19 protein-coding genes are annotated in these 25,744 nt (G+C 58.2%); 10 read left to right on the top strand and 9 right to left on the bottom strand.

Features of this window, described 5'->3' with window-relative positions:
• Positions 1-61 precede the first annotated feature (61 nt).
• A complete protein-coding gene (locus AC2D8U_RS06410) occupies positions 62-364 on the top strand; it encodes a hypothetical protein (RefSeq protein ID WP_484618225.1) in 303 nt (100 codons plus the stop codon).
• A gap of 99 nt (positions 365-463) precedes the next feature.
• Here the strand turns inward: AC2D8U_RS06410 and AC2D8U_RS06405 are convergent, their stop codons facing one another.
• The 3 genes from AC2D8U_RS06405 to ppsR form a co-directional block, all read right to left on the bottom strand.
• On the bottom strand, positions 464-1,114 hold the full coding sequence (locus AC2D8U_RS06405; protein WP_484618224.1) for a response regulator transcription factor: 651 nt from the start codon (positions 1,112-1,114) through the stop codon (positions 464-466).
• A gap of 116 nt (positions 1,115-1,230) precedes the next feature.
• On the bottom strand, positions 1,231-2,310 hold the full coding sequence (locus AC2D8U_RS06400; RefSeq protein ID WP_484618223.1) for a 3-deoxy-7-phosphoheptulonate synthase: 1,080 nt from the start codon (positions 2,308-2,310) through the stop codon (positions 1,231-1,233).
• 206 nt (positions 2,311-2,516) lie between these two features.
• Entirely contained in the window at positions 2,517-3,329 is an 813-nt protein-coding gene (gene ppsR, locus AC2D8U_RS06395) for a posphoenolpyruvate synthetase regulatory kinase/phosphorylase PpsR (RefSeq protein WP_484618222.1), read from the bottom strand.
• A gap of 131 nt (positions 3,330-3,460) precedes the next feature.
• On the opposite strand from ppsR, the gene ppsA reads away from it, so the two are divergent.
• From ppsA to AC2D8U_RS06380, 3 genes are all read left to right on the top strand, one after another.
• Positions 3,461-5,833, top strand: coding sequence for a phosphoenolpyruvate synthase (ppsA, locus tag AC2D8U_RS06390; protein ID WP_484618221.1), 2,373 nt, complete (start codon positions 3,461-3,463; stop codon positions 5,831-5,833).
• Between the two features lie 133 nt (positions 5,834-5,966).
• Complete coding sequence (gene ydiJ, locus AC2D8U_RS06385; protein WP_484618220.1) at positions 5,967-8,999, top strand: D-2-hydroxyglutarate dehydrogenase YdiJ; 3,033 nt, start codon at positions 5,967-5,969, stop codon at positions 8,997-8,999.
• Positions 8,999-9,517, top strand: a complete 519-nt coding sequence (locus tag AC2D8U_RS06380) for a DUF1285 domain-containing protein (protein WP_484618219.1) — start codon at positions 8,999-9,001, stop codon at positions 9,515-9,517. The genes ydiJ and AC2D8U_RS06380 overlap by 1 nt, the downstream gene beginning before the upstream one ends.
• Before the next feature lie 98 nt (positions 9,518-9,615).
• Here AC2D8U_RS06380 and AC2D8U_RS06375 read toward each other — a convergent pair whose 3' ends face one another.
• A complete protein-coding gene (locus tag AC2D8U_RS06375) occupies positions 9,616-11,085 on the bottom strand; it encodes a sulfatase family protein (RefSeq protein WP_484618218.1) in 1,470 nt (489 codons plus the stop codon).
• A gap of 473 nt (positions 11,086-11,558) precedes the next feature.
• Between AC2D8U_RS06375 and dsdC the strand changes: the two genes are divergently transcribed.
• Both dsdC and AC2D8U_RS06365 read left to right on the top strand, forming a co-directional pair.
• On the top strand, positions 11,559-12,509 hold the full coding sequence (gene dsdC / locus AC2D8U_RS06370) for a DNA-binding transcriptional regulator DsdC (protein ID WP_484618217.1): 951 nt from the start codon (positions 11,559-11,561) through the stop codon (positions 12,507-12,509).
• Positions 12,510-12,588: 79 nt separating this feature from the next.
• The gene (locus AC2D8U_RS06365; protein WP_484618216.1) at positions 12,589-13,422 is read left to right on the top strand and encodes a MaoC family dehydratase; all 834 of its coding nucleotides are present in this window, start codon (positions 12,589-12,591) and stop codon (positions 13,420-13,422) included.
• Positions 13,423-13,533: 111 nt separating this feature from the next.
• Here the strand turns inward: AC2D8U_RS06365 and AC2D8U_RS06360 are convergent, their stop codons facing one another.
• From AC2D8U_RS06360 to AC2D8U_RS06340, 5 genes are all read right to left on the bottom strand, one after another.
• Positions 13,534-15,222 (bottom strand): NAD-dependent malic enzyme, encoded by a 1,689-nt coding sequence (locus AC2D8U_RS06360; RefSeq protein WP_484618215.1) that lies wholly within the window; start codon positions 15,220-15,222, stop codon positions 13,534-13,536.
• Positions 15,223-15,429: 207 nt separating this feature from the next.
• On the bottom strand, positions 15,430-16,017 hold the full coding sequence (locus AC2D8U_RS06355; RefSeq protein ID WP_484618214.1) for a hypothetical protein: 588 nt from the start codon (positions 16,015-16,017) through the stop codon (positions 15,430-15,432).
• A gap of 11 nt (positions 16,018-16,028) precedes the next feature.
• Entirely contained in the window at positions 16,029-16,628 is a 600-nt protein-coding gene (locus AC2D8U_RS06350; RefSeq protein ID WP_484618213.1) for a DUF3501 family protein, read from the bottom strand.
• Between the two features lie 14 nt (positions 16,629-16,642).
• The gene (locus AC2D8U_RS06345; RefSeq protein ID WP_484618212.1) at positions 16,643-17,980 is read right to left on the bottom strand and encodes a heterodisulfide reductase-related iron-sulfur binding cluster; all 1,338 of its coding nucleotides are present in this window, start codon (positions 17,978-17,980) and stop codon (positions 16,643-16,645) included.
• 7 nt (positions 17,981-17,987) lie between these two features.
• Positions 17,988-18,407 (bottom strand): rubrerythrin family protein, encoded by a 420-nt coding sequence (locus AC2D8U_RS06340; RefSeq protein ID WP_484618211.1) that lies wholly within the window; start codon positions 18,405-18,407, stop codon positions 17,988-17,990.
• A 193-nt stretch (positions 18,408-18,600) separates the two neighbouring features.
• Between AC2D8U_RS06340 and AC2D8U_RS06335 the strand changes: the two genes are divergently transcribed.
• From AC2D8U_RS06335 to AC2D8U_RS06320, 4 genes are all read left to right on the top strand, one after another.
• Positions 18,601-19,929: an MFS transporter gene (locus AC2D8U_RS06335; RefSeq protein ID WP_484618210.1), complete on the top strand. Its 1,329-nt coding sequence runs from the start codon at positions 18,601-18,603 to the stop codon at positions 19,927-19,929.
• A 198-nt stretch (positions 19,930-20,127) separates the two neighbouring features.
• The gene (locus tag AC2D8U_RS06330; protein WP_484618209.1) at positions 20,128-21,153 is read left to right on the top strand and encodes an efflux RND transporter periplasmic adaptor subunit; all 1,026 of its coding nucleotides are present in this window, start codon (positions 20,128-20,130) and stop codon (positions 21,151-21,153) included.
• A 6-nt stretch (positions 21,154-21,159) separates the two neighbouring features.
• On the top strand, positions 21,160-24,285 hold the full coding sequence (locus AC2D8U_RS06325) for an efflux RND transporter permease subunit (protein WP_484618208.1): 3,126 nt from the start codon (positions 21,160-21,162) through the stop codon (positions 24,283-24,285).
• Positions 24,282-25,718 carry an efflux transporter outer membrane subunit gene (locus AC2D8U_RS06320; protein ID WP_484618207.1) on the top strand — a complete coding sequence of 479 codons (1,437 nt, stop codon included), beginning with the start codon at positions 24,282-24,284 and terminating at the stop codon, positions 25,716-25,718. Before AC2D8U_RS06325 ends, AC2D8U_RS06320 begins: the two co-directional genes overlap by 4 nt.
• Positions 25,719-25,744 lie beyond the last annotated feature (26 nt).

Genomic DNA, 25,744 nt, shown 5'->3' with positions numbered 1-25,744 from the left:
TGGGTTCGATCCGTCTTTGGTTACACTAAGGTTCACAGTCTATCCCTTAAGTGGTGCCCAAATGAGTCCAGATCTTGCCGGCAACGAGCCGGCCCCATTTTCACTGATGCGTATCGATGTGTCGTTTGAATTGGATAGCAAGCTGGTGGCGCAGGTAGAGCGTGCGTTGTCGGCCTATGTGGATCACCCCGAGGTCGCGACGGAGATCGTAACCTGTGGCTATCACGGGGGGCAGATGGAGCTGGAGTTGGTGTACTTCTCCGCCGATGGCAGCTTCAAACATGAGCTGGTCTGGTTGCATAAGGCGATCCAGAGCGTTGTCGTCCCTGTCCCCGTATTTACCGTTCAAGTCCGGGAAGACTGAGTGAGGAAAGCCGGCGCACGATTGAGCGCAAAAGGGTTTTGACCCTCACTTCATCAAGAGAATGCCTGCTTGAAGAGCGCTGTTAACTCATCATTCGGGTTACAGCGCTTTCTTCTCCATCTCTAGCCCCTGCAGGGCGATCACCGCCTGGGTCCGATTACGCACGCCAAGCTTGCGGAAGATGGCGGTGGCGTGGGCCTTGATGGTGGCTTCGGATACGCCGAGATCGTAGGCGATCTGTTTATTGAGCATCCCTTCGGCAAACATCTGCAGCACTCGATACTGCTGTGGTGTCAGCTCGGCAAGTTTGTTGCCGATGTCATCCACAGGTGCTTCCTGATCCGCTAATGCCGCCATGTGGGCGGGAAGGTAGGTGTCCCCCTCCAAAACCACCTGGATCGCCTCGGCGAGTTGATCCGGATCGGAGGATTTAGGGATAAACCCCTGGCAGTCATAGGAGAGTGCCTTGAGGATGGTTTGCGGATCCTCATGGGCGGAGATCACGACAACGGGCACCGCAGGATGGTGGCTGCGCAGGTGGATAAGGGTGGAATACCCGTGGCTACCTGGCATCTCGAGATCGAGCAGCACCAGATCCGGTTGATGATCGTCCAGCAGGGTTTCCAGGCTGGCGGCACTGTCAGCCTCCAGCCAATGTGCCTCGATCCGCCCGGTAAGGGCCTGACGCAAGGCATTACGAAACAGCGGGTGGTCATCTGCGATGACAATGCTCAGTTGAGTGGCGTCCATGTCGTGTTTGGCCTGTAGTCTGTGTCGTGATTGGATTTTTATGTTCCTACTGTAAGAGAAAATACAGTGTGATAAAAGTCACTCCGACAAATTGTCGGAGTGAGATCTAAGTCAAATCAGGAATTTGCAGGCTTATTGAAGTATTGGCGACGGGCCCGGCTGGCTTGAGCAAGGGTCAGCAGCAGTTGCTTGGAGTCCTCCCAGCAGAGGCAGGCATCGGTAATGCTCTGGCCATAGGTCAGGGCCTTGCCCGGTTCGACCTTCTGGCTGCCTTCCACCAGGAAGCTTTCCGCCATCACCCCGGCGATGGCCTGGCCATGATCGGACACCATCTGCTGGGCGATGTCCTTGGCCACATCGAGCTGACGCTTGTGCTGCTTGAGGCTGTTGCCGTGGGAGAAGTCCACGACGACCCGTGGCAGTACACCGAAGTTTTCCAGGGTGTCGCGGGCGGCGATGATGTGCTCGGATTGGTAGTTCGGGCTCTTGCCCCCTCGCAGGATGATGTGACCAAAGGGGTTACCATGGGTCCGATAGACGCTCATCTGACCGTCTTTGTCCGGGCTGTAGAAGATGTGTGGTTCACGGGCGGCCCGTACGGCATCGATGGCGATCTGAATATTGCCATCGGTGCCATTTTTGAACCCCACGGGGCAGGAGAGGGCGGAGGCCATCTCACGATGCACCTGAGACTCTGTGGTACGGGCACCAATGGCTCCCCAGGTGATCAGATCGGAGATGTACTGGCCGTTGACCATATCCAAAAACTCCGTGGCGATGGGCAGCTGCAGTTCGGTGATCTTGACCAACAGCTCCCGGGCCAGTCTCAGGCCCTTGTTGGCGCTGAAGCTGCCGTCGAGATCGGGATCGGAGATCAGGCCTTTCCAGCCAACAATGGTCCGTGGTTTTTCGAAGTAGACCCGCATCACGATCAGCAGGTCGTCTTTAAACTCCTGGTGCGCCTTGGCCAGTTGCTCGGCGTAGGCCACGGCAGCGTCAGTATCGTGAATAGAGCAGGGGCCGATGATCACCAGGAGGCGATCGTCTTCGCCACTGATGATCGCTTCGACGTCTCGGCGAGCCTGCAACAGGGCCGCGGCGCCCGCATCACTCAGGGGGAACTGAGCAGCGAGTTCGGCCGGTGTGATCACCTTGGAAAGTAAGGTGGTTCTGAGTTCGTCAGTTTTTATGGTCATGGATTTCAGTCAAGGCACAACGCTGCCTGGTGCAGCGGAAATGGGGCAAGTATACCGAATTTCCGTCTGGGCTGATCGGTGAGTCGGTGCAAGTGGGGAATATTACCGCACCTGGGTCTGACCCAAGTGCGGCCGGGGGATAGGGGGAACTCTCACCCTGGCTGCGGGGATCATCGACACGGGTCCCCGCCGCTTGATGGTGAGGATCAGAACATCTTCCGTTCGAGGCCGGTTTGGGACAGGATCTTGGTGGCGATCTCTTCAACGGAATGGAAGGTGGTATTAATAAAGGGGATCCGCTCCTTCTTGTACATCAGTTCCACCTCCTTGACCTCCATGCGACATTGGCGCAGCGAAGCGTAGGTGCTGCCCTCCAGGCGTTGATTGCGGATCTCCCGCAGCCGCATGGGGTCGATGGTCAGCCCGAAGATCTTGTGTTTGTACTTTTTCAGCTCGGGCGGCAGCCTGAGGTGGTCCATATCCTCGGCGATAAAGGGATAGTTCGCGGCCTTGATCCCAAACTGCATCGACAGGTAGAGGCTGGAAGGGGTTTTACCACAGCGAGAAACGCCCACCAGGATAATGTCCGCCGACTCCAGATTTTTCAGCGTGATCCCATCATCGTTATCCATGGCGTAGTGGATGGCATGGATCCGATCGGCATAGGCTTCGTTGTCAATGGAGTGGGTGCGGTGGACCTTGGGCTCAGCCTTGACCCCGAGTTGCTCCTCCAGGGGCGTCACGAAGGTGTTGAGGAAGTCATAATCCCGGGCTTCGGAGGAGTAGATGATCTCACGGATTTCCGGATTGACGATGGAGTGAAACACCAAGGGGCGCTCGCCTGTAGTAATAAAACAGTCATTTATTTTGGCTTTAACCTCTTCGGCTTTCTCTAATGTTTCGACGAAAGGTATGGTTGATTGTTCAAATTCCATAGGAAATTGCGACAAAACCGCATGACCAAACACCTCGGCCGTAATGGCCGTTCCGTCGGAGATATAGAAGACTTTTCGCGACATCTTTCGCCTCATGTTGTAATTAAATTACAAATAAATATAAGGATTTACCCATTTGTTGCGGGCAGTGTAAGATGTCCGCGCCCCCACCGGAAGGGGCCAAATGAAAACCCGTGGTTGATGAGGAAAGAGCAGTGACCCAATACGTACTCTGGTACCAGGAACTTGGCATGCACGATGTGAATCGGGTAGGCGGCAAAAACGCTTCTCTGGGCGAGATGATCAGTAATCTCGCCAATGCCGGCGTGCAGGTGCCCGGTGGCTTTGCCACCACCTCCGATGCGTTTAATGAGTTTCTCGAACAAAGCGGGCTGAATGAAAAGATCTACGGGGTGCTCGATACCCTGGATGTGGATGATGTGAGTGCACTGACCGAGGCCGGTGCCAACATTCGTCAATGGATCATCGATACGCCCTTTACGCCGGCTCTGGACGCTGCCGTCGAGCAGGCGTATGCCGAGCTGGCCAAGGACGCCGGTGAGGAAGCCTCCTTCGCGGTACGCTCCTCGGCGACGGCCGAAGATATGCCCGATGCGTCGTTCGCGGGCCAGCAAGAGACTTTCCTCAACGTCAAGGGGATTGCCGCAGTGAAGTTGGCGATCCACCATGTCTTTGCTTCCCTGTTTAATGATCGTGCCATCTCCTACCGGGTCCACCAGGGCTATGATCACCGTGGTGTCGCCCTGTCAGCGGGTGTGCAGCGCATGGTGCGCTCCGATCAGGCCTCCTCCGGCGTGATGTTCTCCATCGACACCGAGTCCGGCTTCGAAGACGTGGTGTTTGTTACCTCGGCCTATGGCCTGGGTGAGATGGTGGTGCAGGGCGCGGTGAACCCCGATGAGTTTTACGTGCATAAGCCGATCCTGGCCCAGGGCCACAAGGCGATTGTCCGTCGCAATCTGGGCTCCAAGCTGATCCAGATGGTCTACTCGAACGATGAGTCCCACGGTAAGCAGGTCGAGATTGTCGATGTGCCGGTTGAGCAGCGTAACCGTTTCTCCATTACCGACGCCGAGGTGGAGGAGTTGGCTAAGCAGGCGGTGATCATCGAGCAGCACTATGGTCGCCCCATGGATATCGAATGGGCCAAGGACGCCCTGGATGGCAAGCTCTATATCGTTCAGGCCCGTCCGGAAACCGTCCGCTCTAACGAAGATTCCCAGGTGATCGAACGTTTCTCCCTGAGTGGCCGCTCTGCGGTCCTGTCCGAGGGACGTGCCATCGGCCATAAGATCGGCGCGGGTACGGCCAAGGTATTGGATTCCATCGACGATATGGACAAGATCAAGCCTGGCGACGTGCTGGTGACCGATATGACGGATCCCGATTGGGAGCCGATCATGAAGCGGGCGGCGGCCATTGTGACCAACCGTGGCGGGCGTACCTGTCACGCGGCGATCATCGCCCGTGAGTTGGGGATCCCGGCGGTGGTGGGTTGTGGTGATGCCACGGCCAAGATCAGTAATGGCGATGCCATCACAGTGTCCTGTGCCGAAGGGGATACCGGCTTTATCTATCAGGGCGAGCTGGAGTTTGAAGTCACCCAGTCTCGGGTGGATGCTCTGCCGGACTTGCCGATGAAGATCATGATGAACGTTGGTAACCCGGATCGGGCGTTTGATTTCGCCCGTCTCCCTAATGCGGGGATCGGCCTGGCCCGTTTGGAGTTCATCATCAATCGGATGATCGGTGTTCACCCCAAGGCTTTGCTGAATCTGGACGATCAGGATCCCACGACCCGTGCTGAGATCGACGAGATGATGGCCGGATACGATGATCCTCGCGAGTTTTACATCAGCCGTCTGTGTGAAGGGGTTGCGACCCTGGCCGCCTCGGTCTATCCGAAGCGGATCATCGTGCGGATGTCGGATTTCAAGTCCAACGAATACGCCAACCTGGTGGGTGGCGATCGCTACGAGCCCGAGGAGGAGAACCCGATGCTGGGCTTCCGCGGGGCCTCCCGTTACATTTCCGAGGAGTTCCGTGACTGCTTTGCCCTGGAGTGTGAAGCGATCAAGCGGGTGCGTGGCGAGATGGGTCTGACCAATGTGGAGATCATGATCCCCTTCGTTCGTACCGTGGGCGAAGCCGAGGGCGTGATGATGCGTCTCAAGGAGAATGGCCTGGAGCGGGGCCAGGACGGGTTGCAGGTGCAGATGATGTGCGAGCTGCCCTCCAACGCGCTGCTGGCGGATCAGTTCCTTGATCACTTCGATGGTTTCTCCATCGGCTCTAACGACATGACTCAGCTGACCCTGGGCCTGGATCGGGATTCGGGGATCATCAGCCACCTGTTTGATGAGCGTAACGAGGCGATCAAGGCGTTGCTCTCCATGGCCATTAAAACCTGTAAGGCGCGAGGCCGTTACGTGGGGATCTGTGGTCAGGGGCCGTCGGATCATGAAGACTTCGCCCAGTGGTTGGTGGAGGAGGGGATCGATTCCGTCTCCCTCAACCCGGACACAGTGGTGGATACCTGGTTGTATTTAGGCAATAAAATGTCGTAATGATCGCAGGAAATAAGCTCGGGGGATAAGATCATAACTCCTGCCCCCAGCGAAAACCCGAAGCCGCCGACAAGGCGGCTTCTTTTTTTTATCCTAGGCGCATAAACCGAAAAGTTGTAACAAGGAAGCCGTTATGCTGCCCGCACTGGATCCCCAGGCAACGCTGGATCCCCAGTACCAAGGATATCTGTTGGCCCTTAAAGGGGCTGGCTTTCAGGGGGAGATAGAAACCCGCTACGGTCATCGTCTGGCCTACGCCACCGACAACAGCATCTACCAGATGCTGCCCCAGGCGGCCATCTGTCCCACCTCAGTGGCGGATCTGCAGATCGCCCTGCGTCTGGCGCGCAACGGAGAGTTTGATGGACTGACCTTCTCTGCCCGGGGGGGCGGCACGGGAACCAATGGTCAGGCCCTCAATACAGGGATCATCGTCGACACCAGTCGTCATCTGACCGAAGTGTTGGCGGTGGATCCCCTGGCGCGCACCGCCACGGTGCAGTGCGGGGTGATCAAGGACGCCCTCAACGATACGCTTAAGCCCCACGGCCTGTTTTTTGCGCCGGACCTGTCCACCTCGAACCGGGCGACTCTGGGGGGGATGATCAACACGGATGCGTCCGGGGCCGGTTCACTGGTGTACGGTAAGACCTCGGATCATGTCGTAGGGATCACGGCGGTACTGGATGATGGCTCTGTGGTGCAGACGGCCCCCTGGGACGCCCAGGCACGCAGTGCGTTGCGTGGCCGCATCGCCGAACTGGCGGAGGCGGTGTTGACTCTGTGTCGTGACAGGCAGGCCTTAATTGAGCAGCGCTTTCCCAAGCTCAACCGCTTCCTGACGGGTTACGATCTTAAACACGCCTACGATCCCGCCACCGATACACTGGATCTCACCCGACTGCTGTGTGGCAGCGAGGGGACCCTGGCCTTTGTCGTCGAGGCCACGCTGGATCTGACTCCCCTTCCCGAGCGCAGGGTTCTGGTCAATGTCCAGTATGACAGCTTCGATTCGGCGTTGCGCGATGCGCCGGCCCTGGTGGCGGCCGAGGCCAACGTGGTGGAAACCATTGACTCCAATGTGCTGGGGTTGGCCCGAGAGGACATTATCTGGCATACGGTGGCCGATCTGGTGGAGCCGGCGGATCCCGGTGCGTCGGCACGTTTTGACGGGATCAACATGGTGGAGTTTGCCGGTGAGCCCGAGACGGTGGAAGCCCGGGTGCTGGCCCTGTGTGCCCGCCTGGACAACGGCGGAGCGGGCGTGATCGGTTACAAGATCTGTCGGGATCCCGGTGATGTAGCTCGGATCTATGGCATGCGGAAGAAGGCGGTAGGCTTGCTGGCCAATGCCAAGGGGGCGCGTAAACCCTTGGCCTTTGCCGAAGATACCGCGGTACCTCCGGAAACGCTGGCGGACTTTATTGCCGAGTTTCGCGCCCTGCTCGACAGCGAAGGCCTGCAGTATGGCATGTTTGGTCACGTGGATGCGGGCGTGCTGCATGTGCGCCCGGCACTGGATCTGTGTGATCCCGCCGATGAGCGATTGCTGCTTGAACTTTCTGACAAGGTGGCGGCGCTGACGGAAAAGTATGGCGGCCTGATGTGGGGGGAGCATGGACGGGGCATTCGCTCCAAGTATGGCCCCCAGGTGTTTGGCGAGCTGTTTGACGATCTGAGGCGGATCAAGGCTTGGTTCGATCCGGCCAACAAGCTCAATCCCGGCAAGATCTGTACGCCCTGGGGCAGCGAGGACGAGTTACTGCCTTTGGACAGTGAAACCCGAGGGGCCTTCAATCGTCAGATCAGCCCGCTGAGTCGGGAGCAGTATGAGCGCTCCATCCGTTGTAACGGCAATGGTTTGTGCTTTACCTACCAGAAAGAAACCCCCATGTGTCCGAGTTTCAAGATCAGCGGCGATCGGGTGGAGAGCCCCAAGGGGCGGGCCGAGCTGATCCGGGCCTGGCTGCGCCTGCTGGCCCGGGAAGGGATCGATCTGAGCCAGTATCCCCCCAAACCGGCTTCCTGGTGGCAGCGGTGGCGCAACAGCCGCTCTGGCGAGGCGGACTTTTCCCACGAAGTGTATGCAGGCATGCAGTCCTGCCTGGCCTGCAAGGCCTGCTCCGGTGCCTGTCCGGTGAAGGTGGACATTCCAACCCTGAGGACCGAGTTTCTTCATCACTACTATGGCCGCTATCTAAGGCCGATGAAGGACTATCTGGTGGCGGGCTTGGAAGACACTCTGCCCCTGCAGGCCCGCTTTCCCAAAGTGGTGAATGCCCTGAGCCAGAACGCGCTCAGTCGCTACCTGGTTGAGAAGCTGCTGGGCTATGTGGATGCCCCTGCGTTGTCGGTACCCACCTTGCGAGAGCGGGTGGGGCCACAACAGGTACTGACGCTGCAACAGTTGGAGCAGCGTCTGGCCAATGCCAGTGAAGCGCAGCGCCGTGATATGGTGCTGGTGGTGCAAGATCCCTTCAACAGTCACTATGATGCAGCCGTGGTGGAGCAGGGGATGCGTCTGCTCCACCACCTGGGGCTCTCGCCTCTGCTGGTGCCCTATCTGAAAAATGGTAAACCGGAGCACATCAAGGGGTTCCTCGACAAGTTTAAACGAACGGCCCAAGGCACGACCGAGGTGCTCAACCGCCTGGCCGCGTATGGGGTGCCCATGGTGGGCTTTGATCCCGCTCTGGTGCTGACCTACAGCGATGAGTATGTGGAGGCTCTGGGGGAGGAGGGGGTGCGTTTCACCGTGCGAATGCTCCCTGAATACCTGCTGACTCAACTGGATCGCTGGCCGGCGACAAGCCAAGCCCTGGGTCATTTCCGCTTAATGGGCCACTGTACCGAGAACAGTGTGCGGCCACAGGGTGTCGGTGAATGGCAACGTCTGTTTGCTCACTTTGGTCTGCAACTGGATCCGACCAGTGTCGGTTGCTGTGGCATGGCGGGTACTTACGGTCACGAGACTGCCAACCTGGCGCGCTCCAAGGCGCTGTATCAGATGCACTGGGCCGATGCCATTGACGCCGAGGCCCCCGAGCCACTGATCAGCGGCTACTCCTGTCGCAGCCAGGCCAAACGACTGGCTGGGCGGCCCATGCGTCACCCGCTGCAAGCCTTGCTACAGTCAGTGGAGCAGGTGCGACGGGGAGAGTCCTGATGTTGGAGCGGCTGAGCAGTCAACTCAGTGCCGAGGTGGGGGCCCATCCCAAGCTTGATAGCTGGGATCCTGCGCTGTGTGGCGATATTGATATTGAGATCGATGGCCAGGGTCAGTGGCACAGTCAGGGAAGCCCCATAGCCCGGGAGCGCCTGGTCCGCCTGTTTGCCAGCGTTCTGCGCCGGGAGGTGGATGGGGAGTACTATCTGGTGACGCCGGTGGAGAAGTGGCGGATCCAGGTGAAGGATAAACCCTTTGTGATGACCGAACTGGTCGAGCGGGAGGGGCAATGGTGGTTGCTTGGCCCGTTTGATCTGGCCTGCCCACTGGATGAAGCGCACCCCTGGACTCTGGATCAGGGCTTGCCCTGTATCGGCTTATGGCACGGTAATGAGGCTCGCCTGAGTCGTAATCTCTATTACCGCCTGGCGCAGCAGGCCGAGCAGCGTGGCAGGGAGTATGGCATCGAGCTTAACGGCCGCTGGTGTGTGCTGGGTCTGGAGGATGGCGGGCAGTAGGCATCGCCGGGAAGGGGGCTGGCCTGACGCCAGGGGTTAGCCGGGGATCACAAAGGCCAAAGCGGATGCTTTGGCCTTTTTGATCGGCTCGGCGTCCGTTACTTGTCGGCCATCTTGTTGTTAAAGCGCATCACATTGACTCGGTGCCCTTTATCGAACTTCTTGTTGCGGTTGGTGGGCTTGGCGCTGAGCTTGTTCACCGGCAGGGTGGCTTCCCAGGCGTCAAACTTGTCTTTCAGTTGCTGGGTCTTTTCCGGCATCTTAAAGGCCAGATCTTTCCACTCGCCGGGATCATCCGCAATGTTGAAGAGCTGAATGGTTTTTGGCCCGTTGGCGTCGTTCCAGGTCAGCTTCCAGTCGCCATCACGGATGGCATAGTCTTCATCACGGCGCCAGTACAGGGTTTCGTGCGGGATCTCGGTATCCTGCTTGGCCTCCAGTAGGTAGGGAAGCAGGTTGACACCATCGAATTTCATCGGGCCGTCGCCCCCCGCTTTGCCGCCCAGCACGGCGTTGATGGTAGCCATGATGTCCAAATTCATCACAGGATGCTCATATTGCCCACCGGCGGGCAGGACGGCAGGCCAGTGCATGATGAAGGGCACACGGATCCCGCCCTCATAGGTATCGCCCTTGAAGCCGTTGTAGATCCCTGGGTTGGACATGGTGGTTTCCCCCCGCTTTTTCTTACGGGGTTTCTTGATCCCCTGGCCGGATGGGGTGCCGTTATCACTCATAAAGAAGATCAGGGTATTTTCGTACAGGCCATGCTTCTTCAGTGCTTCCACCACTTCACCAACGCCATCGTCCATGGCCAGGGCCATGCCGGCAAACAGTTTACGTTCATCGTGGGTATCGAGATCCTGAACCCGATCGATGTAGCTTTGGGGGACGCTCCAGGGGTGGTGAACCGCAAAGTGAGCCAGGTGGATAAAGAAGGGCTGATCGGCGTTGCGATCAATAAAGTCCACCGCTTCTTCGGTAAAGAGCTCGGTCAGGTAACCGTTTTTATCCTGAATGGGGGGCTCAGGGGTCTCATTGCGGTAGATGGGCGATAGCCAGGGCTTGCCTCCCTCCTTGGCGTCGGATTTGTAGTAATCGTGGGAGCCCGCTTTAAAGCCATAGAAAAAGTCGGCGCCGCGCTCGTTTGGGGTGCCGGTGGGTTCGCCCATATGCCATTTGCCGATCACGGCGGTTTTATAGCCAAACCCCTTCATCATCTCCATCATCATAGGTTGATCATGGGGGATCAAATTGTCCTTGAAGTTGCCGTAGACACCGAAACGCTGCTGATAGACGCCGGTTAGCAATCCGGCGCGAGAGGGGCCACAGACAGACGCCGAGACGTAGGCCTGAGGAAAATGAACACCGCCGGCGGCGAGCTTGTCAATGTTGGGGGTCTTGATGTCGTCATAGCCATGGTAACCCACGTCACCCATACCCTGATCATCGGTGTAGATCACAATGACATTGGGTTTCTCAACGGGTTTGGCAACCACCGGAGCAGTAACCCCCATAGCTAAGGTAGCGGCGATCAGAGAGCCGCTTATTTGCGTAACATTGTTCATTTTCTGCTCTGCTATTTTGACTGTTAGTTGAAATTTTCAACTAAAGCAGAGGTTTGTAACAAGGCCTTGGACGTAAAGCTTGTTAAATATTCGTGGAGTGCGTGTTGATGATGGGGGAGGGCTTGAGGAGGGAGATCACCAAGACGGTGGCGTCAAGGGAAAGGGTCGTGACCGAGCTCGCCAGTGGATGGCGGTCGGCTGACAAACGCTGTTGATTTTCCCGAGGCAAAAAAAAACCGCGTGGCGATCCGGCCACGCGGTAAAAAGGACAATGAGTTGCTTGCTGCGAAACCGATAAAATTACTGAGGAAACGGTATTTCGCGGACAAGGTACGGTCTGGACTGCTAACTCCCCTCACCTGGTAGTGTGAGTACCGTCCCGTTGTCGATGTGGCGTAGTATAGGGAGGGTTGCGAATCGTCGACAGCGACTTATTATGATTCTCGAATGACTTAAGATAATGCGAGCGACCTATGCTGAGTAGCACCATCCTCTCCTCCATGTACTGTTTCTCCAGTGCTGCACGCCACCTGAGCTTTACCAAAGCCGCAGAGGAGTTGCACTTAACTCAGAGTGCGGTGAGCCATCGCATTAAAAAACTTGAAGAACAACTGGGTTTTAAGCTCTTTTTACGATTTAACCGTCGGCTTCAACTGACGGACCAGGGACAGGGACTGCTGGCGGTCCTGGAGAACTCACTGGGCGATCTGGATGATGCGATCCGTGATCTGAAACAGCAGGAGTTCACTTCGACGCTCAGTATTGCGGTACCTCACAGTTTCGCCCGCTGTTGGTTGGCCGAGCGATTGGGGGACTTGCACAGCCAGTATCCGAAATTGACCCTGCAGGTGCGGGCCCAGAGTCGTTCGACGGATTTCCAGCATGAGAAGGTGGATGTGGCGGTGTATTACGATCTCCCTGGCCGACACAACCTCCATGAGCATGAGTTGTTCGATGAGTTCCTGGTACCCGTATGCAGCGCGGATTATGCGGATCAGCACAACCTGTGGCAAAACCCGGATGGCTTGCAAGATTGCCTGTTGCTGCACGATGAGACGGCTTGGCAGGGCACAGGGTTTTATACCGAATGGGTGTACTGGGCCCGGGATGCACAGCTCGCCCATCTGGATGTGGAGCGCGGTTTTGTCTTCAACCGGGCGGATTTGGCATATCGAGCGGCCATGTCGGGCCAGGGGGTAGCCATGGGGCGCTGGCACATGGTTGCACCGCAGTTGGCTGCCGGTAATCTGGTGGTGCCCTTTGATGCGTTTGTTCGCGCGGCCCAGCGTTATCTTCTGGTGTGTCATCCGGATCGTCGAGAGGTGCCGGCGATCAAGGCGATGTTTGACTGGCTGTCGAGTCATGCCGAAGAGAGCATCAAGCAGCGTGAACTGCAGCGAAACCGGTTGAAATTTAACAGTTGAGGCCCGTGGTCGGGCCTCAGTGTCAGGCAAAGGCGAGTATCCTATTGCGCTGCGATAAGACGTAAGAATAGGAATAACCATGCAGCTGTCGATCCACGCCGACCAGATCCCATCCAATGTTCACTTGCTTTGGAAATGCTTCACCAAGCGTTGTGAGAATGGGGAGCTGCCCGAGGCGGTCATTCGCGTCGACAAATTTCGTTTCGATCTGCTGAAGCTGCGCCGTTACAACCAGTATTGTGGGTTTGAGCTGGATCAACTGCCATTGTGCTACCCGTTCGTGGCAACCCAACCCCTGCAGATGATGTTGATGACCCATGCCGAGGTCCCGGTAAAGCCCCTGGGGATGATCCATATGGGGGTGAGTTTTGAGCAGTTCAGCCCCCTGGATCTGGATACCGAATACGATTTCGAGTTGAAAGTCGGTCACCAGGAACGCACTGAAGCCGGTCTGGAATTTGAGTTGTTAGGGCGTTTCTTCAAGGCTGGCGAACAGGTGGCAGGTTACCGCAGTCGTTGCCTGTTGCGCTTGCCTGCCGAAGGTGAGCGTCGTCGTCGCCGTAAAGCGCGCGAGCCCAAGGTGGTACGACAATGGCACAGCCTCAGTGACATCAAGCTGGATGCTCAGCATGCCCGAGGCTATGCCCGGGTGTCGTCCGATTATAACCCGATCCATCTGCACCCCCTGACGGCGAAGCCTTTTGGTTTCAAGGCTCCCATTGCCCACGGCATGTACATGGTGGCTCGCCTCCTGGCTGAAGTGGAGCAACCTCTGACGGGGGCAAGCTTCGATTTCAAGCGTCCTGCGGCGATGCCGGTTGATGCGAAGGTTGAGCAAGATGCGACTGCCATCCGTATGGTCAATGATGCGGGTAAGCCTCTGGTGGAAGGCACGCTCGATTACGCGGAGTGACGCCGCCTTTAACGGCAATAAAATGCCCCAGCCGGCTTCCCGGCTGGGGCATTTTGTTAGGCTTGGATGATAATAACGCCACCCCTCAGTGGCGTTATTAAGATCATCGATTCAGAACGCAGAGCGTTTGTAGGTGCGATATTCCGGCTGCCAGTAGACGTTATCGATGGCGGCGCGCAGATCATCCTGCTTCACCTTCATCGCCACACCATCCGCCATGGCGGCCTTGCCCACGGCAAAGGCGATCTGCTTGCTCACTTCCTGGATCTGCTCCAGGGGAGGGAGCAGCGGTCCTTCTCCTTTCTGACCCAGTGGAGAACACTCGGCCAGGGCACGGCTGGAAGCCATCAGCATGCTGTCAGTGATGCGGTTCGCACCACTGGCCAAGGCACCAAGCCCCACGCCTGGGAAGATGTAGCTGTTGTTACATTGGGCGATGGGGTACACCACATCGTTGAGATGTACCGGAGTGAAGGGACTTCCGGTGGCGACCAGGGCTCGGCCATCGGACCAGCGCAGGATATTTTCCGGCGTCGCTTCCACTCGGCTGGTGGGGTTGGACAGGGGGAACACTATGGGGTGCTCGTGGTTGTCCGCCATGGAGCGGATCACCTCTTCGGTGAAGAGTCCTGGCTGGCCGGAAACTCCGATCAAAACACTGGGCTTGCCGTTTTTGATCACATCCAGCAGGGAGATGTTGGCCTCTTCCACCTTCCAGTCGGCGACGGCTTTTGGGGCTTGTACCAGATCTTTCTGGAAATCGAGCAGGTTGACCATGCCTTCCTGTAGCAGGCCCCAGCGATCCACCATGTAGACACGGGCACGCGCGGCTTTTTCACTCAAACCCTGGGCGATCATCTCGGCGATGATCGCTTCGGCGATACCACAACCGGCAGAGCCTGCGCCCAGGAAGGCGATGGTTTGATCTTTCAATTCACTGCCTTGAGCCTTACAGGCCGCCAGCAGGGAGCCGACGGTCACGGCGGCCGTGCCCTGAATGTCGTCGTTGAAGCAGCACAAACGATCTTTATAGCGGTTGAGCAGGGGCATGGCGTTTCTCTGGGCGAAGTCTTCGAACTGCACCAGAGAATCGGGCCAGCGGCGCTGGATTGCCTGCATAACCTGCTCGACGAAGGCATCGTACTCCTCGCCGGTAACCCGTGGCTGACGCAGTCCCATGTACATGGGATCGTCCAGCAGTTGGGCGTTGTCGGTACCGACGTCCAGGACGATGGGCAGGGTGTAGGCCGGGCTGATCCCGCCACAGGCGGTGTACAGGGCCAGCTTGCCGATGGGGATCCCCATGCCGCCGATCCCCTGATCGCCAAGACCCAGGATCCGCTCACCGTCGGTGATCACAATCACCTTGGCGTGGTGGTTGACCGTGTTGGCCAGCAGATCATCGATACAATCGCGGTCGGCGTAGGAGATAAACAGGCCACGGGAGCGGCGGTAGATGTTGGAGAACTGCTGGCAGGCTGCACCTACAGTCGGGGTGTAGATGATCGGCATCATCTCGCTGATGTGTTCCTGCACCAGGCTGTAGAACAGGGTTTCGTTGGTATCCTGGATGTTACGCAGGTAGACATGGCGGTCCATGTCATTGGTGAATGCGGAGTATTGCTGGTAAGCGCGGGCAACCTGTTCCTCAATGGTCTCCACTGCGGCAGGCAGGAGACCGTGCAGGTTGAAACTGTGGCGTTCCTCCAGGGTGAAGGCGGAGCCTTTGTTCAGCAGTGGGGCTTCCAGCAGGACCGGGCCTGCATAATGGATATAAAGTGGGCGTTTGTTGTCGTTCATGAAAGACCTTCTACGACAATGGGTTATTAGGGCATGTATTGGCGACAGAGTTTACCATAGAACACTCGGGATCGGGGCCTTTAGTCACGTTGACACGGAAGTTTGTGGCCTCCATAGGGGGCCAGCGCAGCGCAACCCCTGGATCAGGGGATATGCGAGGGGTGTTTGTGCAATTGGATCGCAACAAGTCCTTAGAATGAGAAGTCTTTACTGGTGGGGAAGGGGATCGCTCGGCAGGTAGGTTGCTCGGTGGCGCATTGACCAGTGTGGGTACTTGTCATCGAGATAGTCTATGGCCTGGTGTTCGTGTAGCTGTTTGCCCTGGCGCGACAGGGTGTGCTGGACGGCCACCGGCCGTCCGCCATGGGTCGTACGATGCTCCAGCACCAGGGTCCAGACCCTGTCGCTGAGCAGTTGCAGGGCAGAGAGGCGTTGTGGCGGGCACCCGCCTTGCACCGGGCGCTGCGGAGGGATCGCCACCGGAGCGGCGTCGATGCACAGGTGTCGGACATCGAGTCTTACTCCGGAACGTTGGGCGAAGCGGGTAAAGACTAAGGTGCGCCGATCGGCGGCGAAGGTGATGATCAGTTTGACCGGGTAGGGTTTGAGGCCGGCGCTGTGTCCTGGATCAAGGGTTAGCTCACCATGCCATCGACCCACGAGGCTGGTCAGCAGCCGCTCTTCGAGGGGACTTGAACTGACTCGACACGGCTGAATTGCCAACAGAGCCAGGGCGGCGATGAGCGTGCTGATCCGCTTTATGTCCGTTGCAGTGATGGCGTTATTTGATGGCACTGAGGGGTGACCTAGTGAGGCGGAACGGCCGTCAGGGCATCGCACAAGGCCTGGCGCAGGGGGCTGGGGATAGGGGAGGTGTTCAAGCTCAATGCCGGGTGCTGGACGGCGAAGGCGACGGGCGCACCACCAAGAAGCGCTGCTCGGTTGGCAGGGGTCAGTTGCCATCGCAGGAAATGGACACTCGAGGTCTTGTCCGGCTCGCTGCGGGGAAGATCTTCATCGGCGATGGGGGCGATGGGGGGCTCATTGCCAATACAGAGTAAGATCTGGTTTTCTATGCCAACCAGGCGGGTAAGGGCGAGGCGCCGCTCATCGCGATCTGTGTATTCGATCATCAGGGTGGCTTTCCAATTGTCACCGTCGGGGATCAGAGGGTTGTAGGCATCGAGCTCCTGCTGGATCTCGTCGGCTTCAAACAGTTTTTCAATGCGCAGCATCTCCTGGATCTGGTACTGCACCGTCAGCCGATCTTCAAACAACAGCCGCAGATGGGGGCCTAAAGGCAATTGGCGTGCCCGCTTGTGCTGCATCACCTGAGTGCGAAAAGCGTCGCGCTGGGCCGCATAGGCTTCCAGGGAGAGCAGATCTGAGCGTTGCAATTTGTTCATTGAAATGTCCCTCATTACAGACCGTAGGCGCGTCGCAGCAGCGTTATGGGGTGGAGGGCCGTCATGGCCGGAGTGGTCAGTCCGGCAATATGACCCGCCGCCATGGGACAGTCACTGGTGTGCAGTTGAGGTTTTGCCGCTTCGATCTGACGTACCACGGGCCGGGCGATCTTGACCGAGGCCTGGCGGGTTTCGCTCTTGACGGCGTAGGTGCCGTTGTGGCCCGAGCAGCGCTCGATGGTGGTGATCTCCGTTTCCGGGATCAGGGCCAGCAGATCCCGAGTACGGGGTCCAAAGTTTTGCACCCGCTGATGACACGCAGGTTGATAGCTGATTTTGCCCAGGGGCTGGCGAAACTCGGTATTCAGGGCCCCTTCTCTGTGCCTGAGCCAGAGGTACTCGAAGGGATCGAAGAAGGCCTCGGCGACTTGCGCGACGGCGCTATCGTCCGGATACATCAGGGGTAGCTCCTGTTTAAACATCAGCACGCATGAAGGAATGGGGGCGATCAGATCCCAGCCCTGCTGCACCAGGGTGAGCAGCAGGGGAAGGTTATGCCGTTTAAAGGCATCCACGCTGTCCAGATCGCCCAACTCCAACTTCGGCATGCCGCAGCAGAGCTCGCCTTGAACCGCGGTTATGCGGATCCCGTTGTGTTCAAAGACTTTGACGAAGTCAGTGGCCAATGACGTCGCGGCATAGTTGGCAAAGCAGGTGGTAAAGAGGGCAACCTTGCCTCGGGTCCTTCCTATGGCCACGGCGGTTCCACTATTGGCCGTTGTCGATTGCGTCATGACCTGTTGCTTCAGGGTGGGGCGCTGATATTGGGGCAGGTTGGCATCTCGATGGATCCCCAGACCTTTCTCCAATATGACCCGAAATACTTGAACGTTGCGGCTGGCGTTGTAGGTGTGCGAGATGCCGGGCAGGCTGGCCCAGCGTCCGGTTTGTTCGGTGCTGCTCAGCAGGGTGTCGCGAAATCGACTGCCCTGCTGTTTAAACCGATTGGCCTTGGCCTGGAGCATCAGGTGGGGGAAGTCGATGGCCCACTCGTGGGGCGGTACGTAGGGGCATTTGGTCATAAAGCAGAGATCGCACAAGTAGCAGTGATCCACCACCTGCTTAAAGTCAGCCCGGTCTACGCCGTCCAACTCCAGGGTGTCGGATCCATCGATCAGATCAAACAGGGCAGGGAAGGCCTGGCACAGGCTGACACAGCGACGACAGCCGTGACACACATCAAACACCCGAGTCATTTCATCCAGAAGCTTGTCGGTGTCGTAATAGTCCGGACTGCGCCACCGGATGGGGTGGCGCACCGGAGCGCCAAGACTGCCCTCTTTGTGCTTCATTGCTTTGTTATTTATCCAGGTTAAACAGGGCCTTTTGGAAACGATTGGCGTGGGAGCGCTCCGCCTTGGCCAGGGTTTCGAACCAGTCGGCGATCTCATCGAAACCCTCGTCCCGGGCGGTTTTGGCCATGCCTGGATACATGTCGGTATACTCGTGAGTTTCGCCGGCGATCGCCGCTTCGAGGTTTTGCTCGGTGTTTCCTATGGGCAGGCCGGTGGCGGGATCACCCACCGCCTCCAGGTATTCCAAATGGCCGTGGGCGTGGCCGGTTTCGCCCTCTGCCGTGGAGCGGAATACCGCGGCGACGTCGTTGTACCCTTCGATATCCGCCTTACCGGCAAAGTAGAGGTAGCGTCGGTTGGCTTGGGATTCGCCCGCAAAGGCGTCTTTGAGGTTCTGTTCGGTTTGTGACCCTTTAAGAGACATGATGACCTCCGCGCTCAAACAACAGGGCTCCTTGTAACCCTAGACCCTGTAAGCCGTAAGCTTGACGATTTTTTCCAAGTGGTTTAATCGATAAAGCAGAATGTGCTGCCTGTTTGTGTTGCACCGGGGGTGAACTCCTGTACAAGGGCAAAATGGTGTACCCTATTTTTTTCTTTTTTATCAGGTTGTTCTTATGGCAGTGACCCTGGTTGGGCGGCACACCAGCAAGCGCGAGATCTTTGGCTGGGCGATGTTTGATGTGGCCAATTCCGCTTATACCACCGTGGTGATCACCATCGTATTCAGTGCATTTTTTGTCGATCACCTGGTACCCGAAGACTCGCAATGGGGCAACAGCTACTGGGGGCTGGCCATGGTGCTGTCGAATCTGGCGGCCATGCTGTTAGCGCCGTTACTGGGTACCCTGTGCGATCTGACCGGGCGAAAGAAACGTTTCCTCATTGGCAACATGCTGCTGTGCGCCCTGGCAACCGGCCTGCTCTTCTTTGTTGGCCCGGGCGGGATCTATTGGGCGATTGGCCTGATCGTGATCAGTAATACCACCTGGATGCTCTCTGAGGTGTTTTGCGCCTCGTTCCTGACGGATCTGGCTACGCCGGACAACATGGGGTTGCTGTCCGGCATCGGCTGGGGTGTGGGCTATCTCGGAGGCCTGGTGAGTCTGGTGTTGGTACTGTTTGGCGTGATCACCACCAGCGCAGATCAGGATCTGAGTCTCTATATTGCTCAAAATCAACAGGCGATGTTGGTGGTCGCGGCGTTTTTTGTGCTGGTTTCCATTCCGACCATGTTGTGGTTGAAAGACCGGCCTGTCGGCAACCCGATTGACACCCACTGGCGCAGTGTTTGGCACCATACCCTGGAACGTTTAACCCATAGTTGGCAACTGAGCCGCCGCCTGCCGGTACTTCTGCAGTTCTTTCTGATCTTCACTCTGTACAGCGCTGGCATGGCGATTGTGATCAAGTTCTTCGGGATCTATGTGGACTCCGAGTTGACCCTGACCGCCACGGAGAAAACCGGAGTCTTTCTGGCGCTGCAACTGTCGGCATTTGTTGGCGCCGTGGCATTTGGGGTGCTGGAGATCCGCATCGGTCCCAAAGCCACCATTTTCCTGACGCTCATCTGGTGGGTGATGGGCGTACTCTCGATCTATTTCCTTGAGCCCTTGGCCCTGTGGCTGATCATGGAGGAGAACCTGTTGTTTATGGTGTCGGCGGTGATCGCCGGTGCCGGTCTGGGTTCCACCCAGAGTGCCAGCCGAACCCTGGTGGGGTTGCTGACGCCCAGCAGCTACAGCGCCATGATGTTTGGTTTTTGGGGTCTGTTCGGTCGTGTAGCCGCCATCTTGGGCAGTGTCTCCTTTGCCATCGTGGCGGATCTGGTCTCCGTACAGCAGGCACTGTTGGTGATCCTCGCGTTTTTCCTGGCTGGCGCACTGCTGATCTTGCTGCTGCCTATCGATCAAGGTCGGCAGCAGGCGCAAGGATTCGTCGAATAATTGGCCGATAGGCGGGCTAAATGGCCGTGATTTGCTACGTTTTTCACTATTGTGCGGTTTTTGCCTGTGATGAACGAGGAAATTATGGCCAGCCCGATCCGAGTGTTAGTGAGCACAGTCATGGCAATGGCTGTGCTGTTTGGGTGCAGCAAAGAGCCAGCACAACAGGGCGGTCTCCCTCCTGCCACGGTCGGTGCGATGACCGTTCGATTGCAACCTGTGACCCTAACCACCACGCTGGCGGGGAGGACCAAGGCCTCGCTGGAAGCGGAAGTGCGCCCTCAGATCAGCGGTATTGTGCTTGCGCAGGATTTTCGCGAAGGAGCCCTCGTCACCCAGGGCCAACAGTTGTATCAGATCGATCCGGCGCCGTTTGAGGCACAGCTGCAGCAGGCTAATGCAGAGTTATCCCAGAGTCGTGCCAACCTAAAAGCCGCCAGGGCGAAGGCGCAGCGGTACCAGATCCTGGTGGACTCCCGAGCCGTGTCTCGGCAGGACTTCGACGATGCCCAGGCCCAATATCAGCAGGCCCTGGCGGCCGTGGAAACGGCCAAGGCGTCGGTAGACACCGCCAAGATCAACCTCGACTACACCAAGGTCTATGCGCCGATCTCGGGCCTGGCCGGGCGTTCAAACGTCACCGCAGGGGCCCTGGTCAGTGCGAATCAGGCGCAGGCCCTGGTGACGGTGCAACAGTTTGATCCCATGTTTGTTGACGTGACCGAGTCGAGCCGTGAGCTCAATACGCTACGTCGTGCCTGGGCCAGTGGTGCCATCGTCAAACAGGAGGGCGAAGCGGCGCAGGTCCATCTGTTGTTTGATGATGGTTCCGAGTATGAACATCCGGGGGAGTTTAAGTTTGCCGACATCAATGTGGACGTTGGCACGGGCACCTTTACCATACGTACGACCTTTCCCAATCCGGATAATGTCCTGCTGCCAGGGATGTTTGTCCGCGCCACCCTGGTGCGCGGGGTCCTGCCCGATGGGGCGTTGGTCCCTGCCCGGGGAGTCAGCCGCAACGCCAAGGGGGAGGCCACTGTGGTGGTGGTGGGTCCGGACAATACGGCCGAGGTGAGGCCCGTCGAGGCGGACCAGATGATCGGCCAGTCCTGGCTCATTACCCAGGGCCTGGCAGAAGGTGAACGCGTAGTGCTGGAAGGGCTTCAGTCCCTTCGTCCCGGCGTCACGATAGGAACCGTCAACGAACTGGCCCCGGAGTAACCCGTCATGGCTCAATTCTTTATTGATCGTCCGGTGTTTGCCTGGGTGTTGGGGATCCTGCTGATGCTCGGTGGCGTGCTGGCGCTGATGCAGCTGCCGGTCGCCCAGTATCCGGATATTGCCCCGCCGTCGATCGAAGTGACGGCGACCTATCCCGGGGCTTCGGCAAAAACGGCGGAGGAGACGGTCACCCAGGTGATCGAGCAGCAGCTGACCGGACTGGATAATCTGCTCTACATCTCTTCCACTTCGGATTCGTTCGGTGGTGTCAGCATACGTTTGACCTTCCTGGCGGGGACCGATCCGGATATTGCCCAGGTGCAGGTACAAAACAAGGTATCGGCGGCCACGGCACAACTCCCCGATGCCGTCCAACGCCAGGGGGTGACGGTGCAAAAGGCCAGTGCCGGCTTTTTGATGGTGCTGTCGCTGATCTCTGAAGATGGCAAGATGACCTTTGAGGATCTGTCCGATTACATCGCCAGTAACCTGCAAGATCCCCTCAGCCGGGTCAACGGCGTCGGCTCGGTGCAGTTGTTCGGGGCGCCCTATGCCATGCGGATCTGGCTCGATCCCAACAAGCTGGAAGGCTATGGCCTGCTGCCCGGCGACATCAATGCGGCGATCTCGGCCCAGAATACCCAGGTATCGGCTGGACAACTGGGCGCGGCGCCACTGGTTTCCGGCCAGCAGCTCAATGCCACCATCTCCGCCCAGTCATTGTTGACCACGGTGGATGAGTTCGAGCAGATCCTGCTCAAGGTCAACACGGATGGCTCTCGGGTGCGGATCAAGGATGTGGCAAGGGTTGAGCTGGGTGCCACCAGCTATGGGGCGCTTGCCCGCTACAACGGTAAACCGGCATCGGGCATGGCCATCAGCCTGGCGACCGGAGCCAATGCCCTCGATACCATGGCGGCGGTACAGGCCAAGCTGGATGAACTCAAACCCTACTTTCCGGACGGTGTCGCCATGGCCGTGCCCTATGACACTACGCCCTTTGTCCGGATCTCGGTTGAGAATGTGGTGCATACCCTGATCGAAGCCGTGGTGCTGGTCTTCCTGGTGATGTTCCTGTTCCTGCAAAGCTTCCGTGCGACCCTGATCCCCACATTGGCGATCCCCGTGGTCGTGCTGGGTACGGCCGCGGTGCTGTTTTCGCTGGGGTACAGCATCAATACCCTGACCATGTTTGCCATGGTGTTGGCCATCGGACTGCTGGTGGACGACGCCATCGTGGTGGTGGAAGGCGTCGAGCGGGTGATGGAGGAGGAGAAACTCTCGCCCCTTGAAGCCACCCGCAAATCGATGAAGCAGCTCTCCGGCGCCCTGGTGGGGATCGGCATGGTGCTGTCGGCGGTGTTTGTTCCCATGGCCTTCTTTGGCGGTACGACCGGGATCATCTACCGTCAGTTCTCCATCACCATTGTGACCGCCGTTGCCCTGTCGGTACTGGTGGCCATGATCCTGACCCCAACGCTCTGTATCCAGTTGATGAAGCCGGGTCACACAGCGGAAAGCACCACCACCGGCTTCTTTGGCTGGTTTAACCGCACCTTTCATCGTGCCACCGAAGGTTATGTCAAAGGCATTGCCTGGATGGCCAAGCATATGGGGGCCGTGGCCCTGGCGTTCCTGCTGATCACCGCCGCAGCGGGATTCCAGCTCAGTCGCTTGCCCAGCTCATTCCTGCCCGATGAGGATCAGGGCGTCATGATGGGGATGGTGCTGCTGCCCGCCGGCGCCACGCAGGAGCAGACCGTGGCGGTGCTTAAGAAGGTGGAGAACTATGTGCTCAATAATGAGATGGAGTACGTCAACTCTGTGTTCTCCGTGGCCGGGTTCTCCTTCGCCGGCGCCGGCTCCAATGCCGGGATGCTGTTTTTCAATATGAAGGACTGGAGCGAGCGTAGCGCAGATGAAGCGCATGTGACCGCGGTTATGGGTCGGCTACAGGGCTTTATGTTCTCGATCCAGGAAGCGATGGCATTTGCCTTTGTTCCGCCGGCCATCATTGAGCTGGGTACGGCCTCTGGCTTCGATATGTATCTGCAGGATCGCAGTGCCCAGGGGCACGCGGCGTTAACCCAGGCGCGCAATATGCTGTTGGGCCAGGCCAGTCAGCACCCGCAATTGCAAAACGTGCGCCCCAATGGCCTGGAGGACACGCCTCAGTTTGTTATCGACATCGACAGCCTGAAAGCGGAAGCCCTGGGCGTTGCGATCGCAGACATCAATAACACCCTGATCACCGCCTTCGGCAGTGCCTATGTGAACGACTTTATCGATCGGGGTCGAGTGAAGCAGGTCTACGTCCAGGCGGATGCACCGTTTCGAATGACCCCGGAGCACCTGGATCAATGGTATGTGCGCAACGCCAGCGGCCAGATGGTTCCGTTGAAATCCTTCAGCAGCTCTCGCTGGGATTATGGCTCCCCCCGCCTTGAGCGTTATAACGGTATCGCCGCAATGCAGATCCAGGGGGAGCCCCGTTCCGGGGTGAGTACCGGGGCGGCGATGCAAGCGATGGAGGAGATCGTAGCCTCTCTACCCGGCGGTGTGTCGGTGGAGTGGACCGGACTCTCCTACGAGGAGCGTCAGTCGGGCAATCAGGCTGGGGTGCTCTACGCGCTCTCGATCTTGATCGTTTTTCTGTGCTTGGCGGCCTTGTATGAGAGCTGGAGTGTGCCGTTTTCGGTGATCCTTATTGTCCCCCTCGGGGTGTTGGGGGCGGTATTGGCGACCGGGATCCGCGGCCTGGAAAATGATGTGTATTTTCAGGTGGGGTTGCTGACCACAGTGGGGTTGTCCTCCAAAAATGCCATCATGATTGTCGAGTTTGCCAAGCAGTATCACGATGAGGGGCAGGGGATCCTGGAGGCGGCACTGCATGCGGCGCGGGTGCGACTGCGTCCCATCCTGATGACGTCTCTGGCGTTTGGCTTTGGGGTTTTGCCGTTAGCCCTGTCGTCAGGAGCGGGCTCGGGTGCGCAGAATGCCGTGGGGACTGGCGTGGTCGGCGGTGTATTGACGGCGACCTTTGTTGGGATCTATTTCGTGCCGCTGTTCTTTGTCTTTGTGCTGAACCTGTTCAGCGGACGAAAGCAGCCTGCAGAGGAGAACAGCCAATGAAGCCGCTAATCTTGTTCGGCTCTGTCTTCCTGTCTGGCTGTATGAATTTGGCTCCCGACTATGAACGGCCGTCGTCACCCGTACCGGAGATCTGGCCGGAGAATACCCAGGTGGTGCTTGACGGCAACAGCGCACTGCAGGATTGGCGCCAGTTTATTATTGACCCCAAGCTGCAGCGTTTGATCGAGCTGGGTTTGGCCCATAACCGGGATCTGCAGGTGGCGGTACAGACTCTTCGCCGAACCCAGGCCCTGTATGGGATCCAGCGCTCAGAGCGCTTCCCCAATGTGGATCTGCGTGCCGGATCGGTAAACCAGAGGCTGCCGGAAGCGGTCACCGGCGCCTCGGCTACCGTCAGCCGACAGCACAGTGTGGATCTGGGGATCCTCAGTTATGAGATGGACTTCTGGGGACGGATCGCCAGCCTGGAACGCCAGGCACTCAACAACTACCTGGCCAGTGAACAGGGACGGCGCAATACCGAGATCGTACTGATCAATCAGATCGCCTCAACCTATCTGACCTTGGCGGCGGACCGTGCTCTGCTGGCCCTGGCCCAGGAGACCCTGGACAGCCAGCTAGCCTCTCTGGCATTGACCGAGCAGAGTTTTGACAATGGCGTGGTGTCCGGACTGGATGTGGCCCAGGCACAGGTCACCGTGGCGACCTCTCGGGTGGATCTGGCGAACTTCTCTAACCGGGTTGCGTTGGACATCAATGCCCTGGCGGTTTTGGTCGGCACGGAGTTTGACCGAAACCTGCTGCCTGCGGCGGGCGAGCTGGGGGTCCTGGCACAGGTGCAGGTCGGCATGCCCTCGTTGCTGATGACGCAGAGGCCGGACATTATGCAAGCCGAGTATCGCCTCATCTCCGCCAATGCCAGCATCGGTGCGGCGCGAGCGGCCTATTTCCCGAGCATCAGTTTGACGGCGACGGCAGGCTTGCTCAGTGCCGATCTGGATGAGCTGTTCAGCGGCGATGCACGCAGTTGGAGTTTCTCCCCGGCCATCAACCTACCGATCTTTAACTGGGGCCAGATCAGCGGCAATGTCGAGGTGGCCAAGGCCGATGCGGCGATCGCCCTGGCGCAGTATGAACAGTCCATCCAGGTGGCATTTCAAGAGGTCTCCGATGCTCTGGCGGGGCGACGCTATCTGGCCGAGCAGTACCGGGCGCAACAGTTGTTGGTTGCGGCGACGGGGGACAGTTTTGAATTGTCGGAGCTGAGGTTTCGTCAAGGCGTGGACAGTTTCTTCTCCGTGTTGGATTCACAGCGCAGTTACTACACGGCACAGCAGGGGCTGATCAACCTGGGGTTGAGCCAGCAGGCCAATCTTCTCACCCTGTTTCGGGCACTGGGCGGTGGTTGGGTCGGTGCCCTGGAAGGGACGAGTGAAGGGGCGACAAGCTCCGACAATGACGATGGCCAGTAGGATCATCGCCTAGACTTAACCTGTTG

The sequence above is a fragment of the Ferrimonas sp. YIN67 genome (assembly GCF_057219095.1).
Note: the sequence above shows the minus strand (reverse complement) of the source record. Positions and strands in the feature narration are given on the sequence as shown.

Coding starts and splice junctions, on each gene's coding strand:
- AC2D8U_RS06405 (WP_484618224.1), bottom strand. CDS start 1,114: ATGGACGCCACTCAACTGAGCATTGTCATCGCAGATGACCACCCGCTG.
- AC2D8U_RS06380 (WP_484618219.1), top strand. CDS start 8,999: ATGTTGGAGCGGCTGAGCAGTCAACTCAGTGCCGAGGTGGGGGCCCAT.
- AC2D8U_RS06410 (WP_484618225.1), top strand. CDS start 62: ATGAGTCCAGATCTTGCCGGCAACGAGCCGGCCCCATTTTCACTGATG.
- AC2D8U_RS06400 (WP_484618223.1), bottom strand. CDS start 2,310: ATGACCATAAAAACTGACGAACTCAGAACCACCTTACTTTCCAAGGTG.
- AC2D8U_RS06360 (WP_484618215.1), bottom strand. CDS start 15,222: ATGAACGACAACAAACGCCCACTTTATATCCATTATGCAGGCCCGGTC.
- AC2D8U_RS06325 (WP_484618208.1), top strand. CDS start 21,160: ATGGCTCAATTCTTTATTGATCGTCCGGTGTTTGCCTGGGTGTTGGGG.
- AC2D8U_RS06335 (WP_484618210.1), top strand. CDS start 18,601: ATGGCAGTGACCCTGGTTGGGCGGCACACCAGCAAGCGCGAGATCTTT.
- AC2D8U_RS06345 (WP_484618212.1), bottom strand. CDS start 17,980: ATGAAGCACAAAGAGGGCAGTCTTGGCGCTCCGGTGCGCCACCCCATC.
- ydiJ (WP_484618220.1), top strand. CDS start 5,967: ATGCTGCCCGCACTGGATCCCCAGGCAACGCTGGATCCCCAGTACCAA.
- AC2D8U_RS06340 (WP_484618211.1), bottom strand. CDS start 18,407: ATGTCTCTTAAAGGGTCACAAACCGAACAGAACCTCAAAGACGCCTTT.
- ppsR (WP_484618222.1), bottom strand. CDS start 3,329: ATGTCGCGAAAAGTCTTCTATATCTCCGACGGAACGGCCATTACGGCC.
- AC2D8U_RS06365 (WP_484618216.1), top strand. CDS start 12,589: ATGCAGCTGTCGATCCACGCCGACCAGATCCCATCCAATGTTCACTTG.
- dsdC (WP_484618217.1), top strand. CDS start 11,559: ATGCTGAGTAGCACCATCCTCTCCTCCATGTACTGTTTCTCCAGTGCT.
- AC2D8U_RS06375 (WP_484618218.1), bottom strand. CDS start 11,085: ATGAACAATGTTACGCAAATAAGCGGCTCTCTGATCGCCGCTACCTTA.
- AC2D8U_RS06330 (WP_484618209.1), top strand. CDS start 20,128: ATGACCGTTCGATTGCAACCTGTGACCCTAACCACCACGCTGGCGGGG.
- AC2D8U_RS06320 (WP_484618207.1), top strand. CDS start 24,282: ATGAAGCCGCTAATCTTGTTCGGCTCTGTCTTCCTGTCTGGCTGTATG.
- AC2D8U_RS06350 (WP_484618213.1), bottom strand. CDS start 16,628: ATGAACAAATTGCAACGCTCAGATCTGCTCTCCCTGGAAGCCTATGCG.